Source organism: Chitinophaga niastensis (assembly GCF_003014755.1).
GTDB classification, from domain to species: Bacteria; Bacteroidota; Bacteroidia; order Chitinophagales; family Chitinophagaceae; genus Chitinophaga; species Chitinophaga niastensis.
In genome coordinates, this window is sequence record NZ_PYAW01000010.1 from 105,294 (window position 1) to 123,240 (window position 17,947).

Below are 17,947 nucleotides of genomic sequence, written 5' to 3' on the forward strand. Positions count from 1 at the left end.
TTTAAGAATACCCTTCATCACAACCAAAAGCTCCATGCACTTGATATAATACTATAAAAAGGCTGTTTATTCCGAAAACGATTGATTGATGATCAGGTGCTCCCACATAAATTAAATTTAAAAATCCAACAAAATCATGAAAAAAAAGCAACAACCAGGAAAACTCAAACTTGGTAAAATTAAAATTGCAACGCTTAGCCCTGCCCAGCAAAACATGTTACAAGGTGGTCAGCTATTAACTTCAGCACCTCGTTGTCCTACCCGGCAATTATGTCCCAGCATGGAAGTAAATTGTGAAAGCATAATAATAGCCTGCATACCTTAAAAGATAAAGAATACAGGAAAGCCTTCAAATCCAATGGATTGAAGGCTTTCCTGCTTTATACCGTGTAAAATATTAATAATCCTGCTCAGCACTGCACCTCTCCTATCAACACAAAATCAACCTATACCAGGAAAGTTTTTTAAATTCCTGGAGAATGTTGCTGCATTTTCTTTGCTGTCTTCAACTGCCCATATTGCCATCGCTAACAAAACAGATTTTAACCCCAGACCGGAGTCAGTAAGATTGTAAGTAACATGGGGAGGCACTACTGGTTTGGCTTTCCGGGCTACCAGCTTATCGGCTTCCAGTTGTTTCAGGTGCTGGATCAGCATTTTTTCGGTGATGTCGGGGATTGCTTTTCTTAAGTCGCTGTATCGTTTGCTGCCTGATAATAAATGAAATAATATGATGGGTTTCCAATACCCACCGATCTTTTCCATTACATATGTTACAGGGCATTCTTCAAATGCTGCCTTCTTATTTGCCTGAATAGTTGAACTCTCTTTTACCTTGGCCATAGATACGTACTTTTGAGTGAGTACACATACAAAAGTAAGCACTAATCTATTTTTACCAAAGAAAAATTAAAACAGTTATTGCAGACGGGGAATTTACCTGTAACAGAAAGCCTCGTGCATCCCGGGATGCACGAGGCTTTCATTATTGAGTTGTATGTTCAGATTAGAGCAATGTTCCTTTTAATATGATGGCTGCAATTGAAAAATAAATAACCAGCCCGGTAACATCCACCAATGTTGCTACCAGTGGAGCAGATGAAGTGGCAGGGTCTAATCTTACTTTCTTTAAGATAATAGGAATCATAGAGCCGCTCAGTGTTCCCCACATAACGATACCAATTAATGAGAAGAAAATGGTGAGTGCTAACAGGAACCAATGACTACCATACTCATAAAAATGGAGGTTTTGCCAAACGGCAATTCTTACAAAGCCGATAGCACCCAGGATGAATCCCAGCGTTAATCCCGACAGGATCTCTCTGCGCATTACAAACCACCAGTTCCTTATCGTCAATTCTTTTAAAGCCATAGCACGGATGATGAGCGTTGCCGCCTGGGAGCCGCTGTTACCACCACTCGAAATAATTAATGGAACAAATAAAGCCAGTACAACTGCCTTTGAAATTTCTTTATCGAAATACCCCATGGCGGTTGCTGTCAGCATTTCGCCAATAAAGAGCACAATCAGCCAGGTGGCTCTCTTTTTAATAAGGGAGAAGAAACCTGTTTTAACGTAAGGGTAATCCAGTCCTTCCACACCACCAAAGTTCTGAATTTCTTTTGTATCTCTTTGTTCTGCTACATCCAGCACATCATCAACGGTTAAAACACCCAACAAGATATTATCTGTATTAATAACAGGTAAAACAACCCTATCGTATTCTTTGAATTTAGCTACGGCATCTTCTTTTTTATCCGTCATCTTAAGAGATACACAAAAGCCGTCCAGGATATCTGAAATTTTTTTTTCAGGATCATTTAATACAAATCTTCTGATCGGAATATCGTCTACCAGTTTTCCGTCTTTGTCTACAACATAAATTACATTAGCCGCTTCGGTATCTCTATGATATTTTCTTAAATGTTCGTTTGCCTGAGCAATAGTAATATCAGGGTCGATAGTCGCAAAATCGGTATTAATCAGTCTTGCTACACTATTTTTAGGATAGCCTAATACGTTATGAATAACCTCTTTATTCTTTTCGTCCAGGAACTCCAGATAAGCAGACCTTTGCACGCCTGTTAAGGAGGAATAGAAAGCAATGCGGTCATCTGAACTAAGTTCATTCAGGATATACGCAGCCTTTGTATTATTTAAGGTGCTGATAATTCTCTTTTGCAGAGGACTGTCGAGATAAGCGAAGACCTCCGTTTGTTTATTCAATGGCAAAGACATAAAGCCTTCTACAGATTTATCTGTAGAAACAGAAGCCAGCATTCTCGCCACTTCCGCCGGGTGGACTCTTTTGTTGCCATTGCTAAGACCAAGCAGACTACTAAAGTCTCCGTTCCTGATTTTTTTGCTTATTTCTTTTAAATTCATCATTGCCCAGGGGATTAAAACTGCTACAATTTAATGGTTTTCAGCGCTTATTGAAGCTTAAGATCTGATTAAATCTTTATAATACCTTGTGGTCGAAAATTTATCTGAAATAACTTATATAAAACACCCATGCTACCAACGCAGCAAACAGTGTATTCAGGAAATTCACCACATCATTGCCGATATAATGTTTTCTTTCTAAAGATGCTCCCAGTATGGAATCTACAAAATTTCCGATGATACCTGCGAGTAAAATAAAAACACCATTGCGGTTAAAGCCGTTTGCAAAAGCGTAGATAATTGCTATCACCAATGCCCCGGCTGCTCCCATTAAAGTGCCTTCTATGCTGATAACACCATCCAGACCTTTGGGTTCTTTTTTGAAAGTTAAAATATTAAAACAATTACTACCATATACCATCCCTAATTCAGACGACAGGGTATCAGCAGCTGCGGCGGCCAGGCTGGCAGCTAACATCACTGTATAAACGGCTTTGTGACCAGGATCAGCGATTGCCAGCAGCGCCGTTATTGCGGCCACACCGCCATTAGCAAATACCTGGCTGGCTTTTCTTTTTTCAGGATGACGCCCGTCGGAAGTGATCTTTGCTTTCAGCGCCTTTTTGTGCGCAGTAGCCACCACTCCCATCACAAAAAAAGCACCCAGCAGGGCGATGCCTGTATAACCGGCGCCGGCAAATACCAGTACACCTGTCAATCCTGCGGCCAGCGCCGCCGGAAAAGATAGTTTCCCTGTTTTTATGCAGACCACCATCATGGTGATCAGTAACAGCAGCAGTATCAGTAATTCCGTAATAGATATAGTATGCATATATGACCAGCGAAGCTATATAAATATTTCAATTATCAGGCATCAGGAAAAAAGGTACACCGGATTGGCATATGCTAAAATTCTCACAATATTTGATTGTAAAATACATGCGCTTTTTACAAATAGTGATTATATTGTGTATTAACAATGATATGTAAATACCATCAACAGGCACGCACTGATTTGAACAATGAAAGAGCCGTTTGGTATATTTCCTGTAAGTATCTGCTATTAAAATAGAGAATAATGTCCGGTTGAGCCACAATGGAAGACAGTGAACTTTTGCATCTTTTAAAAGAAGGTAATGTCCTTGCTTTTGATACCATCTATACACGCTACTGGCCCGAACTATTTAAACACGCCTTTTATATACTCAGGAACCAGGAAGAAGCCATGGACGTGATACAGGAGGTTTTCACCTGGTTATGGCAACACCGCAGCGAAGTACAGATCATTTCTTTAAAACATTATCTCAAAGCTGCTACCCGTTTTAAAATTGCGAATTATATCCGTGCAGGAAAAAACAGGCAATTGGTTTAACCAAAGGCCTGGTAGACGACTATCTTTGCGCTGACGGATTACCGATTGCTGCAAGTCCGCTTTATAAAGGAGATGATTCACTTACCACCGTGGTACGTGGAAGGGATCCCCGCCTGGCGCAAACAATGTATGTAAATGATAATGTACACCTGGTTACGAATAATCAGCCGGGAGGCGCTGCCAACATGTATTTCATGTTGCCTACTTTTTCTTCTGCCAATGAAGGCAAGCCGGCTACCAGGTGTACAAGGGTCACAACCCGGATTACAACCAGCAATATGCCGGTGATGTAGGTACAACTGCGTTGATCCTTTTCCGTTATGCAGAAGTATTACTGAACTATGCAGAAGCAAAAGCTGAACTGGGTATTATTAACCAGGGAGATATAGACCTCAGTATCAATAAACTCCGCCAGCGGGTTGGAATGCCCAACTTAGTAATGGGTGCTATCACGCCAGATCCTAACTGGAAGTTTCCTTCACTGAGCCCTATTATCAATGAGGTGCGACGTGAAAGACGCATTGAACTGGCCTGCGAAGGTTTCCGCCATGATGATATACTGCGTTGGGGAGCTGGTGGTCAACTGCTCACTGGCTGGAAACCTAAAGGCGCCAAAAAGAATCAATGGACTACCAGTTGAACATCCTCATATCGCCCACCCATCGACCTTTCCCATTATATACATTACAAGACATTCTTCAACTGTTTACCTGATAACTGCCCTTTCCTTTACCTTAATCACAAGTACTTACTTTAGGGTAAGTACTTGTATAAAAGTAAGCACTCTCTTACTTTTGTGAAAGAAAATTTAAAACAGTTATTATGAACATTACAATTACAGGGTCGCTGGGCAATATCAGCCAAAAGCTAACAGAAAAATTAACCGCAAAAGGTCATAACGTAACCGTTGTTAGTCATAGTCCCGAAAGAGTGAAAGCTATTGAACAATTAAATGCGATACCTGCTATCGGGTCGGTGGAGGACCACGATTTTCTGCTGCAGGCTTTTAACAAGGCAGACGCAGTTTATATTATGATACCGCCTAACTATGCTGCAACAGATATCCGTGCGTATATGAAAACAGTGGGTGCGGGTTACGCCAAAGCCATTGAGCAAACAGGTGTCCGGTACGTTGTGAACCTGAGTAGCATCGGCGCTCACATTCCCGACGGCCTTGGACCCACCAGTGCCAACTATTACGTTGAAAAAAAATTAGATGAGTTGAAGGATACGCATGTGTTGCATCTTCGTCCGGGTATGTTTTATACCAACTTCTTTGGTGCTATGCAAATGATAAAACATCAAAATATCATTGGAAATAATTTTGATGCTTCGGTTAATATGGTGCTGTCGCATCCGGAGGATATTGCAGCAGCTGCTGCCGAGGCGTTGGATACACTTTCTTTTACAGGAAAGAATGTCCGCTACATAGCGAGTGATGAAAAAAATGGCGGGGAAATAGCGGCCATATTAGGTCATGCCATTGACCAGCCAAATTTGGCCTGGGTTGGTTTTTCTGACGAAGAATTATTACAAGGGTTGATGCAAAGTGGCTTAACGGAACAAATGGCATCCGTTTATGTAGTAGAAATAGGCATTGCTTTAAGAAATGGGACACTGTTTGATGACTACTATAAAAATAAGCAGCATGCTTCCGGCAAAATAAGCTTTGCAGATTTCGCCAAAGAGTTTGCATTTGTTTATCAGCAGCATTAGTTTTTATAAAAAATATTTCAGAGAGATAAAAGAAAAAAAATCATGAAAAAAGTAATTGTTCATTACAAAGTAAAGGCAGAAAAAGTACAGCAAAATGATGAGCTGAGCAGGGAGATATTACAGGAGCTACATGCATCCCAGCCTGTTGATTTTCAATACTCAATTTATAAATTGGCAGATGGGGTTAGCTATATGCATATTGCGCATTTTATGGAAGACAACAATCCTTTACTAACCTTACCGGCCTTCAAAAAGTTCCAGCTTTCTATAAAAGAAAGATGCGATGAAGCACCTGTTGTTACCGTGATGGAGGGAATTGGGTTTTATAATATGTTATCAGCATAATTTCAAAAAACTACCAAACGCAGAAAAATTATCCCTGAAGGGATAATTTTTCTGCGTTTGGCGGCAACCAGGTAGCCTGCTTTATTCCTGGCACGGATCATTTTAATAGGTGCGTTTACGTTAGTAGGGTGATTTACCTGTGCAAGTCATTGATATACCATATCTTCAGTTCCCGGTCATTCTCAGGATCATAGGCACTTTCTGCAAGGCAGCCCCCTGATTTTTTGTTCCCCGGAATAAATAATGTTGCGTCGCAAAAAAATATAATATACTTTTACTCCAATTTTCAAGCGCGCTATTATTATTTTATCCCCTATAACACACTAAGTATATATAGATGGCTACTCCCTTCCTGTCAGAAATAGTTATGGTGTCCTTTAATTTTGCACCGAAATATTATTCACTTTGCAACGGGCAAATACTACCGATCAATCAAAATCAGGCATTATTTTCTTTATTGGGCACTACCTATGGCGGTGACGGAAGAATTAATTTTGGGTTACCGAATTTCCAGGGGCGCATCCCTATGCATCAGGGTAATGGGCATACTTTGGGAGAAAAGGGAGGCTCATATTTCACTACCATCGATACATCAACTATGCCGCAGCATGGGCACGCAGTAACTGCTACGCTTAAAATGCAAACGGCAGGTGCAGCTACTACTGCCTCACCTGTTAATGCATTTCCCGCAGTAACCGTTGCCCCCAACTACAGCAACAAGGCCGATGATCAGATGAAAGTTATGCAGGTAGATGCACTCGTAACTGATCCGCAGAACGGTCCGCTTAAAACAGAAAACAGTGTGTCCACAGGGATTCCCTTTAATAATATAATGCCTTACCTGGGCATCAATTTCATTATTGCCCTGACGGGTGTCTTCCCTTCACGAAATTAATATATCCCTATGTCAGCTGATGAAGCTTTTGTTGGTGAAATTATAATGGTTCCTTTTAATTTTGCCCCTATAAATTTTACCGAATGTAACGGGCAACTACTCCCGATATCTCAGAACACGGCACTTTTCTCATTGCTGGGCACTACCTATGGCGGAGATGGAAGAGCTAATTTTGCGCTGCCCAATATGGCAGGAATGGTACCTATTGGCACCGGGCAAGGACCGGGCATGAGCCAGCGGGATCTTGGTATGACCGGTGGTGTTGAAACGGTTACTTTATCCGTAAATGAAATGCCTTCGCATACACACATCATTAAGACGCGGCAATTATCGCTACCGGCAGGAGACGTAAGTAACACTATCAATCCTGTAGGCAATTATCCAGGCAATGGTGCCGCACTACTGTATGATACTGTTGCCGGAGCTGGTACAATGCCCATAAATACAGCTATACAGGCAATGCCTAGCGCCTCGCCAGTACCGGTAAACAACATGCAACCGTACCTGACAATATTATTCCTGATCTCTTTGAAAGGAACATTTCCTGCGAGGACCTAACAACCAAATGATAAGATAATATTAAAACAATTTTACCAATGCCTTTTGTAGGAGAAATAAGAATATTCGCAGGAAACTTTGAACCGGTAGGATGGATGTTCTGCCAGGGGCAGACGCTTCCCATTTCAGATTACGATACGCTGTTCAACCTGATAGGCACTACTTATGGAGGTGACGGTATAAATACCTTTAACCTGCCGGACCTGCGGGGAAGAGTACCTTTACACCCCGGTACAAATATGGGTATTCCCTATGCACAGGCCCAAATTGATGGTACGGAAACAGTAACGCTTTCGCCCAACAATCTTCCACCGCACTCCCATCTTGTTTCCGGACCGGTGTATATGCCTATGTTGGGTGAAAACCCCGGTACGTTGGCAACACCTGATAACAATTACTACGCCATTACCAATGGAACACAGACATATAGTAGCGCCCCAAATGGTACTAAACGCCTGGCCCCACTACTGGTAAACCCATCAGACATTAACACGATGATGACAGTGCAACCCTCCGGAAATGGTCAACCTATAGAGAACATGCAGCCTTACCTTGTCGTCAATTTTATTATTTCCCTGTTCGGCATATTCCCGTCAGCTTAATGATTCAGGACCAACCAATATGAAGATAGGAGCACTTTTACCAAGATCCACATTTCATCCCCTTTTGCATCACGATTTCCTGCAAGGCATGCAGGCTTACCTGCAATACCGGCAGGTAAGTGCGGAATTGCTAACAGCCAATATTGAATTTGGTACAGATGCAGATATGATGCTGGAACAGGCAGAAAAGATGCTGCTGGAAAAACAGGTGGATGTATTGGTAGTATATGCAGACCAGGAAGCGGTGAGCAAAATAGCAGCCCTGGCAAAACCATTGAACCGCCTGGTGCTGGTAGTACACAATGGTGCTAAATATATGCACGACTGGGAACCTCATCCTACAGTGCTGTCACACACGCTTAACAACATCATTCATTGCAGACTTACCGGTCGTTATGCAGCTGATATTTCAAAGAATGCTGCTGTATGTACCTCGTTCTACGATGGCGGTTATTCACATAATCATGCCCTGGTACAGTCATATATGGATAACGGCGGCAACGTTGCTTATAACTTCGTGGGCCAATACAAAGTGAAAGAATTCAACTCCGCTCCGCTGCATGATTTTCTGCGGACTAACGCGCACGTACAAACGTTGCTGGCACTTTTCAACGGCGACCTGGCGCATTGTTTTCTTCAACAACTGCAGGATGCTGATGTAACACCCGGCTTACAGCTATTCGGCAGCCCTATGTTGCTGGATGAAAGCTTAACTGCAGTGCATGGCGCACTGAAATTGCCATTCCGTATCAGCGGATACGTACCATGGATATCATCTCTCCATAACAATGCTAATCAACTGCTGAAGACACAGTTCCAAAGTCACACTGGCCGCGAAGCCAACCTCCCCGGTATGCACGGGTGGGATACCGCTATTATACTGGAACATATTTTCAATACCGCAAACATACACCACTTCAAAGCAAGGGATATACTGGCAGCACTCAGCGATGTTACGCTGGATAGCCCGCGCGGCTCCCTTTGCATGGACACTGCTACGCACCACATGATTGCCCCCGCATGGCTGGTGCAAACTAACGAGGCGTTTGAGCCCGAAATAATCGGAGGAACAGATAACACTGCGCAGATCTGGCAGGAGATTGTGAATGAGAAGATACAGGGCGTATCTTCCGGCTGGATCAACACCTACCTCTGCGCCTAAACAAGGCCCGGTAAGGTAATTTAAAATAATTTATCATCCTGAAAAACAGGGTGTATACTTATATATTTCTTATACCAAAGACTTCCCCCCTATATGAAGTTAACTTTACTCAGGACAGTAATATCCCTGCTATTGCTCACCAGTATTTCGCAATGCGTGCAGGCGCAGGCCATCGGCGCGGGCGACCTGGTGTTTACCGGGATCAACATATTTGATGACAACACCAATGGCGTCACGCAAAATGATGTTTTTTCGTTTGTCATGCTACGTGATTGCCCGGCCAATACGCTCATTAACTTTACAGACCTGGGATGGACCGGTAGCGGCTTTCAGTCGCTCTCTTGTGCAGCAGGTACGGGTTCGCAAACAGATGGTGTTATCACCTGGTCGTCCGGTAATACTGTTATACGTGCCGGTCAACAGGTGCTCATCTTCTGTAAATATGGACCTACAGCCTCCATCGGATATATTCAAACCGGAACCCCAACTGTCAGCACCGCATCAGCAGGCACTAAGGCATATATCAGTCTTGGCCTTGCCGGTGATCAGCTGTTTGCTTTCACCGGGAATATTAATAGCCCTACGCTGATAGCGGGTATCAATGTGAACAGGAATTTCTGGGATTTATCTCTGGGTTCATGCGATTTCACCTCTTCCCAGTCTGTAATGCCGGCGACGACTGCTGTCCTTAACTTCCCCAGTATAAATGCGGTAAACGCAAGGTATTTGTGCGATATCCAAATCGGCTCTTCTGATCAACTGCGTAAGCATCTCCAGAATACAACCTATTGGGGCATGGATAATACCCTCTCCTCAATCATCCCAATTTCCTATGACCTGAAAAAAGCACTGCCCTGCAACCTGACAATAGTCAATCCGGATGCAAGCGGTATTGTATATGTAAATAACCAGTCTGCCACACCTGGCGATGGCCACAACTGGACCTCTCCCTTGCCTGAGTTACGTGATGCACTCATTGCTGCTGCTGATCCACTCAACAGCATCACCCAAATATGGGTGGCTAAAGGCGTTTACAAGCCTACTGCCAACCTTAATCCGAACTTCACCTTTTCAATTCCCTTCAATGTCGCTGTTTATGGCGGTTTTGCGGGCAATGAGCTAACAGTTGCCGCACGCAACATTGCTGCCAACCCGGTGATCCTCTCCGGAGACCTACAGGGCAATGATGTGAACACCGCCGGTGTGGTAATAAAAGCGTCCGACATAGCTGGCACCAACAGCTATACGCTGGTCAAGTTCATCAATACCGGTCCTCTGACGCTGCTCGATGGTGTAATTATTACTGGTGGAGCATCCCCATTCCAGGGCGGCGGCATCTACAGCTCAAATGGCAATGCAAAGATTACAAATACACGATTTTATGGTAATTCAGCTCCCTCAAGCGGAGGCGCTGCGTCCTTTAATGGCCTTGGTACTATAGAGCTAACCAACTGTACTTTCTTTGGTAACCGAAGCGGGCTACAGGGCGGTGCTATCTTTCAGTCCAACAGTACACTAAAGCTTACCAACGTTACTATCAGCGGCAACAATGCAGCTACTGAAGGCGCTGGTGTAGCAACGACCGGAGGCACCTTTACTGCATACAACAGTATCATATCAGGTAATACCTCTGCTAATAGTTCCAAGGATACTTACTTCTCCGGTACTACCACCGGCATTAATTATACCATTCTGAGTGATCAGTATTACACCAGTTCCGGCAGCCAGCAAAGTACGCTGCCTGTGCAGTTTACAAACTCCAACACCGGTGACCTGCGGTTAACGCCGGGCAACTTCGCTATCAATAAAGGCGATCCGCAAACAAACAATACCGGCTATGCAGCGCAGGCCGGAACATCGGATCTTGCCGGCCAACCACGCATCAGCAATACTGTTATTGACCTGGGCGCATTTGAACTACAGGCACAATCGCAAACAATTACCTTCCCTGCTTTTTCAACTGCTATCTATGGTGATGTAAACATTGATCCGCAGGCGACTACTACCGGAGATGCCACTATTACCTATACATCCGGTAATACAGCAGTAGCACAGGTGATTGGCAACAAAATCAAAGCTGTCGGCGTCGGCACTGCCGTGGTCACAGCCAATGCTGCAGCTACCAGCAGTTACCTGGCAGCAACTCCTGTAACACGAACCATTACTGTAAATAAAAAGGCCCTGCTGGTAACAGCCAACGATGTAAGCCGACCGTACAGCACTGCCAATCCGGCTGCTACATTCACTTACAGCGGATTTGTAAATAGTGAGGATGCAAGTGTTATCACCGGCACAATAAATGCCACTTACGGCGGTAATGCAGGCAGCCCTGCTGGTACCTATGCTATTACAACTGATGTAAGCGGCGCCAGTGCAGCTAATTACTCGTTGTCCGGAGCAAATGGTACATTAACCATTACACCACAGCCGCAAACAATCACTTTCACTGCTCCAACCAACGTTACTTACGGTGCAGCTCCGCTGACACTGCCGCTCAATACCGACGCAGGAGTGGCTATCGTTTACAATGTTGTTTCCGGGCCGGCTACTGTTAGCGGTAATACCCTTACCATCACCGGCGCCGGTGATGTAACGATTACTGCTAATCAACCGGGAGATGGTAATCATGCTGCAGCAGCTCAGGTGAGTCAAACTTTCACTGTTGCCAAAGCAGTGCTCATAGTAGCTGGTAATGATAAAAGCAAGCCATATAAGCAACCCAACCCGGTGCTTGATTATACCATTACCGGATTTGTGAACGGAGATAATAGCAGCGTAGTAAGCAACATACCAGACATCAGCACTACAGCAGACATTAACAGTAACGTAGGTGCATATCCGATATTGGTAAGCATTGGTACGTTAAGTGCAGCTAATTATTCGTTCAGTTTCACGAACGGTAATCTGATCGTTGTCAAAGCAGCACAGACCATCACCTTCCCCAATCTCACCACTAAGGCATACGGAAGTGCTCCTTTTGATCCTGGTGCTACCAGCGATGGAGGTCTGCCAATTACTTACTCGATAATAGGTCCGGCTACCATTAGCGGCAACATCCTCACCATTACAGGTGCAGGCAGCATCACTGTTACCGCCCAACAAAGCGGAGATCCTAATTACAATGCGGCTACACCCGTTTTAAGAGGATTTTCTGTCACGAAGGCGATGCTGATAATAAAACCTGACGATAAACAAAGGTTATTTGGACAAAATAACCCGGTACTTACTTATACTTATAGCGGACTTGTTAATGGTGAAGATAACAGTGTGGTAATTGGTACGCCAACACTCAGCACCACCGCCGATATCAACAGCATGCCAGGTAATTACCCGATCACCATTACCAACCTGGGTTCCCTGAGTGCTGCTAATTACACTTTACTCCCTGCTAATGGAAGTTTGTCCGTACTCACAGCACCGCAGACCATCAACTTCCCGATAGTATCCGATAAAACATACGGAGATGCACCGGTTACGCTCAATGCTAACAGCAGCAGTGGTTTACCTGTTACCTACAATGTAACAAGCGGACCAGCTACTATCAGTGGCAATACGCTTACTTTCACCGGTACCGGCAGTGTAACCATAACAGCCGATCAGGCCGGAGATGGTGGTCATACCCCGGCGCCGCAGGCCACGCAAACATTCAACGTTAACAAGGCTACGCTGACCGTAACCGCTAATAATAAAACAAAAGCTTATCTGCAGGCTAATCCTGCGCTCGATTATACCATTACCGGTTTTGTAAATGCAGACAATAGCAGCGTAGTAAGCGGCACTGCTACCATCAATACGACTGCTGTCAGCAACAGCGCACCAGGCACCTATCCTATTACAGTGAGTGCGGGTAACCTGAGTGCAGCCAATTACTTATTCAGCTTTGTAAATGGTTCCATCAACATTACGCAGGCAACACAAACAATCACCTTTGCTCCTTTATCCGGCAAAACATACGGCAATGCGCCAGTTACGCTCAACGCCACCAGTGATGCAGGCTTACCCGTAACGTACACGGTTACATCGGGTCCTGCTACAATCAGCGGCAACACCCTCACCATCACCGGTACAGGCAATGTTACCGTAACAGCAACACAACCTGGTGATGCCAACTACAACGCAGCTACGCCTGTCAGCAACTCCTTCCTGGTAGCTCCTGCTACCCTGACGGTAAAAGCTGATGATCAACAGAAAGTATACGGCGCAAATAATCCGGCACTTACTTATACCATCACTGGTTTTGTAAACAGCGATAACAGCAGCGTAGTAAGCGGTACACCGGTACTCAACACCATCGCAGATAACAGCAGTGTGGTGGGTAATTATCCGATCACCGTTACAACGGGCACATTAAATGCGGCTAATTATACCTTCACCACTGCCAATGGTACATTAACGGTTGGACTGGCAGCACAAACCATCACCTTCCCGGCTATCTCCAATAAAACATATGGAGATGCAGCGTTTGCGCTCAATGCTACCAGCAGCAGCGCACTGCCTGTTACTTATAGTGTGGTGAGCGGACCGGCAACTATCAGCGGCAACACAGTTACTATTACCGGCACAGGTAGTGTAACCATCGCAGCTGACCAGGCAGGTAATAGCAACTACTCGGCAGCGCCACAGTCCACACAAACATTCAGCATTAACAAGGCTACGCTGACCATAACCGCTAATAATAAAACAAAAGCTTACCTGCAGGCTAATCCTACGCTTGACTATACCATTACCGGTTTTGTAAATGCAGACAATAGCAGCGTAGTAAGCGGCACTGCTACCATCAATACGACTGCTGTCAGCAACAGCGCACCAGGCACCTATCCTATCACAGTGAGTGCAGGTAACCTGAGCGCTGCCAATTATTCCTTCAGCTTTGTAAATGGTTCCATCAGCATTACGCAGGCAGCACAAACAATCACCTTTGCTCCTTTATCCGGCAAAACATACGGCAATGCGCCGGTTACGCTCAACGCTACCAGTGATGCAGGCTTACCAGTAACGTACACGGTTACATCGGGTCCTGCTACTATCAGCGGCAACACCCTCACCATCACCGGTGCAGGCAATCTTACCGTAACAGCAACACAACCTGGTGATGCTAACTACAACGCAGCAACGCCTGTCAGCAATTCCTTCCTGGTAGCTCCTGCTACCCTGACGGTGAAAGCTGATGATCTGCAGAAAATATACGGCGCAAATAATCCGGCACTTACTTACACCATTACCGGTTTTGTAAACAGCGATAACAGCAGTGTAGTAAGTGGTACACCAGTACTCAATACCATCGCAAATAACAGCAGCATAGTAGGTAATTATCCGATCACCGTTACAACGGGCACATTAAATGCGGCTAATTATACCTTCACCACTGCCAACGGTACATTAACGGTTGGACTGGCAGCACAAACCATCACCTTCCCGGCTATCTCCAATAAAACATATGGAGATGCAGCGTTTGCGCTCAATGCTACCAGCAACAGCGCACTGCCTGTTACTTACAGTGTGGTAAGCGGACCAGCAACTATCAGCGGCAACACGGTTACCATTACCGGCACAGGTAGTGTAACCATCGCAGCTGACCAGGCAGGTAACAGCAACCACTCAGCAGCGCCACAGTCCACGCAAACATTCAGCGTTAACAAGGCTACGCTGACCGTAACCGCTAATAATAAAACAAAGGTTTATCTGCAGGCTAATCCTACGCTTGATTATACCATTATCGGTTTTGTAAATGCAGACAATAACAGCGTAGTAAGCGGCACTGCTACCATCAATACAACAGCTGCCATCAACAGCGCACCAGGCACCTATCCTATTACAGTGAGTGCGGGTAACCTGAGTGCAGCCAATTATTCGTTCAGCTTTGTAAATGGTTCCATCAGCATTACACAGGCAGTACAAACAATCACTTTTGCTCCTTTATCCGGCAAAACATACGGCAATGCGCCATTTGCGCTCAACGCCACCAGTGATGCAGGCTTACCAGTAACGTACACGGTTACATCGGGTCCTGCTACAATCAGCGGCAACACCCTCACCATCACCGGTGCAGGCAATGTTACCGTAACAGCAACACAACCTGGTGATGCCAACTACAACGCAGCTACGCCTGTCAGCAACGCCTTCCTGGTAGCCCCTGCTACCCTGACGGTAAAAGCTGATGATCTGCAGAAAATATACGGCGCAAATAATCCGGCACTTACTTACACCATCACCGGTTTTGTAAACAGCGATAACAGCAGCGTAGTAAGTGGTACACCGGTACTCAATACCATCGCAAATAACAGCAGCATAGTAGGTAATTATCCGATCACCGTTACAACGGGCACATTAAATGCGGCTAATTATACCTTCACCACCGTCAACGGTACATTAACAGTTGCACTGACAGCACAGACCATCACCTTCCCGGCTATCTCCAATAAAACATATGGAGATGCAGCGTTTGCGCTCAATGCTACCAGCAACAGCGGACTACCTGTTACTTACAGTGTGGTAAGCGGACCAGCAACTATCAGCGGCAACACAGTTACCATCACCGGCGCAGGCAGCGTAACTATCGCAGCTGACCAGGCAGGTAACAGCAACTACTCAGCGGCGCCACAGTCCACACAAACATTCAGCGTTAACAAGGCTACGCTGACCGTAACCGCTAATAATAAAACAAAGGTTTATCTGCAGGCTAATCCTACGCTTGACTATACCATTACCGGTTTTGTAAATGCAGACAATAGTAGTGTAGTAAGCGGCACTGCTGCCATCAATACGACTGCTGTCAGCAACAGCGTACCAGCCATTTATCCTATCACAGTGAGTGCGGGTAACCTGAACGCAGCCAATTATTCGTTCAGCTTTGTAAATGGTTCCATCAGCATTACGCAGGCGGCACAAACAATCACCTTTGCTCCTTTATCCGGCAAAACATACGGCAATGCGCCATTTACGCTCAACGCCACCAGTGATGCAGGGTTACCAATAACATACACGGTTACATCGGGTCCTGCTACTATCAGCGGCAACACCCTCACCATCACCGGTGCAGGCAATGTTACCGTAACAGCAACACAACCTGGTGATGCTAACTACAACGCAGCAACGCCTGTCAGCAACGCCTTCCTGGTAGCTCCTGCTACCCTGACGGTAAAAGCTGATGATCAACAGAAAATATACGGCACTAATAATCCGGCACTTACTTATACCATCACCGGTTTTGTAAACAGCGATAATAGCAGCGTAGTAAGTGGTACACCGGTACTCAACACCATCGCAAATAACAGCAGCGGGGTGGGTAGTTATCCGATCACCGTTACGGTGAATACCTTAAATGCGGCTAATTATACCTTCACCACCGTCAACGGTACATTAACGGTTGCACTGACAGCACAAACCATCACCTTCCCGGCTATCTCCAATAAAACATATGGAGATGCAGCGTTTGCGCTCAATGCTACCAGCAGCAGCGCACTGCCTGTTACTTACAGTGTGGTGAGCGGACCAGCAACTATCAGCGGCAACACAGTTACTATTACCGGCGCAGGCAGCATAACCATCGCAGCTAACCAGCCAGGTAACAGCAACTACTCAGCGGCGACACAAGCCACACAAACATTTAGTGTTAACAAGACTACGCTGACAGTTAAAGCCAAAAATGATACACGTACCTATACCGGCACTGCCTATACAGGTGGCAACGGTGCGGACTTTAACGGGTTTGTTAACGGAGATGATGCTACGAAACTGAACGGCAGTATCACTTACACCGGCAACTCACAGGGAGCCGTAAATGCAGGCATTTATATCATTACTCCGGCAGGTTTAACCAGTAGTAATTATATCATTACCTATGCAGATGGTCAGCTGAATATTGCACGTGCCACACAGCAAATCATATTCAGCGCTATAGGTAATAAGAACCAGGGAGATCCTGATTTCATGCTTACTGCCACCAGCAATTCCGGACTACCGGTTACCTTTACCACCGACAACACGCAGGTGATCAGCCTCAATGGTAATACCGCTCACATAGGAGTAGCAGGCACCGTTCATATCAGCGTTTCACAAGCTGGTGACAACAACTACGAGCCAGCGCAAACAGTTATACAAACGATACAGGTAACCGCCTGGAGCGCACCAGTGATCACTGCTCAGGGCAACCTCATCATATGCGAAGGCAATACGGTAACATTACAGTCCACTACCGCTCCTGCTTATGAATGGTATCGCAACAACATCCTGATACCAGGAGCAGCCAGCGGATCACTGACAGTAACTGAAAGTGGCAGCTATACAGTAAAAGCCATCTATAATAACAACTTCAGCATTAGCTCAGCAGCTGTAAGCGTAACTGTAAATCCATTGCCTGTCGGAAATGTACAGGTGAACGGCAATACTACTATCAGTAAGGGAGAAACGGTAAGACTCATCGCTTCCGGTGGCAACACCTATGCATGGGATCCTGCTGCAGGGGTGAGCGACCCGGCTACAGCAACAACGATGGCCCGTCCGGCAACAACTACTACTTACCAGGTAACCATCACCAGCATTGCCGGTTGCAGCGTTACCAAAGAAATCACTATCACGGTAAAAGAAGACTATAAGCTGGAAGCCACCAATATCCTTACTCCTAATGGCGATGGTAAAAACGACCTCTGGATCGTAAAGAATATTGACATGTACCCGCAGAATGAAGTAAAGGTATTTGATCGTTCAGGGCGTATGATATATCACCAACGCAGCTATAACAACAACTGGAATGGCACTGTAAACGGTCACCCGCTGGCAGAAGGTACTTATTACTATATCATAGATCTGGGTAATAATAAACCGCAATTCAAAGGATTTATTACCGTCATCCGTGAAAATTAAGCACAGCGGAACTTTTAAACTGAACCTGTTCAGCTAGCATTTTCCGTCA

14 protein-coding genes are annotated in these 17,947 nt (G+C 45.2%); 11 read left to right on the top strand and 3 right to left on the bottom strand.

The window, feature by feature from the left end:
- Positions 1-136 precede the first annotated feature (136 nt).
- Positions 137-325, top strand: coding sequence for a class I lanthipeptide (locus CLV51_RS27545; protein ID WP_106531339.1), 189 nt, complete (start codon positions 137-139; stop codon positions 323-325).
- A 116-nt stretch (positions 326-441) separates the two neighbouring features.
- Here CLV51_RS27545 and CLV51_RS27550 read toward each other — a convergent pair whose 3' ends face one another.
- From CLV51_RS27550 to CLV51_RS27560, 3 genes are all read right to left on the bottom strand, one after another.
- On the bottom strand, positions 442-843 hold the full coding sequence (locus CLV51_RS27550) for a winged helix-turn-helix transcriptional regulator (RefSeq protein WP_106531340.1): 402 nt from the start codon (positions 841-843) through the stop codon (positions 442-444).
- A gap of 163 nt (positions 844-1,006) precedes the next feature.
- Positions 1,007-2,389: a magnesium transporter gene (gene mgtE / locus CLV51_RS27555; RefSeq protein ID WP_245898980.1), complete on the bottom strand. Its 1,383-nt coding sequence runs from the start codon at positions 2,387-2,389 to the stop codon at positions 1,007-1,009.
- Between the two features lie 97 nt (positions 2,390-2,486).
- Positions 2,487-3,218 (bottom strand): DUF92 domain-containing protein, encoded by a 732-nt coding sequence (locus tag CLV51_RS27560; protein WP_106531341.1) that lies wholly within the window; start codon positions 3,216-3,218, stop codon positions 2,487-2,489.
- Between the two features lie 264 nt (positions 3,219-3,482).
- Between CLV51_RS27560 and CLV51_RS27565 the strand changes: the two genes are divergently transcribed.
- The 10 genes from CLV51_RS27565 (at position 3,483) to CLV51_RS27605 (ending at position 17,898) form a co-directional block, all read left to right on the top strand.
- On the top strand, positions 3,483-3,758 hold the full coding sequence (locus tag CLV51_RS27565) for an RNA polymerase sigma factor (RefSeq protein ID WP_106531342.1): 276 nt from the start codon (positions 3,483-3,485) through the stop codon (positions 3,756-3,758).
- Between the two features lie 89 nt (positions 3,759-3,847).
- Positions 3,848-4,051, top strand: a complete 204-nt coding sequence (locus CLV51_RS29975) for a hypothetical protein (protein WP_146151395.1) — start codon at positions 3,848-3,850, stop codon at positions 4,049-4,051.
- Positions 4,000-4,398 carry a RagB/SusD family nutrient uptake outer membrane protein gene (locus CLV51_RS29980; protein ID WP_106531343.1) on the top strand — a complete coding sequence of 133 codons (399 nt, stop codon included), beginning with the start codon at positions 4,000-4,002 and terminating at the stop codon, positions 4,396-4,398. Before CLV51_RS29975 ends, CLV51_RS29980 begins: the two co-directional genes overlap by 52 nt.
- 182 nt (positions 4,399-4,580) lie before the next feature.
- Complete coding sequence (locus CLV51_RS27575) at positions 4,581-5,474, top strand: NAD(P)H-binding protein (RefSeq protein WP_106531344.1); 894 nt, start codon at positions 4,581-4,583, stop codon at positions 5,472-5,474.
- 42 nt (positions 5,475-5,516) lie between these two features.
- The gene (locus CLV51_RS27580; protein ID WP_106531345.1) at positions 5,517-5,819 is read left to right on the top strand and encodes a hypothetical protein; all 303 of its coding nucleotides are present in this window, start codon (positions 5,517-5,519) and stop codon (positions 5,817-5,819) included.
- A gap of 337 nt (positions 5,820-6,156) precedes the next feature.
- Positions 6,157-6,714 carry a phage tail protein gene (locus tag CLV51_RS27585; protein WP_106531346.1) on the top strand — a complete coding sequence of 186 codons (558 nt, stop codon included), beginning with the start codon at positions 6,157-6,159 and terminating at the stop codon, positions 6,712-6,714.
- A gap of 9 nt (positions 6,715-6,723) precedes the next feature.
- Positions 6,724-7,272, top strand: a complete 549-nt coding sequence (locus CLV51_RS27590) for a phage tail protein (RefSeq protein ID WP_106531347.1) — start codon at positions 6,724-6,726, stop codon at positions 7,270-7,272.
- Between the two features lie 38 nt (positions 7,273-7,310).
- A complete protein-coding gene (locus tag CLV51_RS27595; RefSeq protein ID WP_106531348.1) occupies positions 7,311-7,874 on the top strand; it encodes a phage tail protein in 564 nt (187 codons plus the stop codon).
- Between the two features lie 19 nt (positions 7,875-7,893).
- Entirely contained in the window at positions 7,894-9,036 is a 1,143-nt protein-coding gene (locus tag CLV51_RS27600) for an ABC transporter substrate-binding protein (protein WP_106531349.1), read from the top strand.
- Positions 9,037-9,129: 93 nt separating this feature from the next.
- Positions 9,130-17,898, top strand: a complete 8,769-nt coding sequence (locus tag CLV51_RS27605; RefSeq protein ID WP_106531350.1) for an MBG domain-containing protein — start codon at positions 9,130-9,132, stop codon at positions 17,896-17,898.
- The last annotated feature ends 49 nt before the right edge of the window (positions 17,899-17,947 follow it).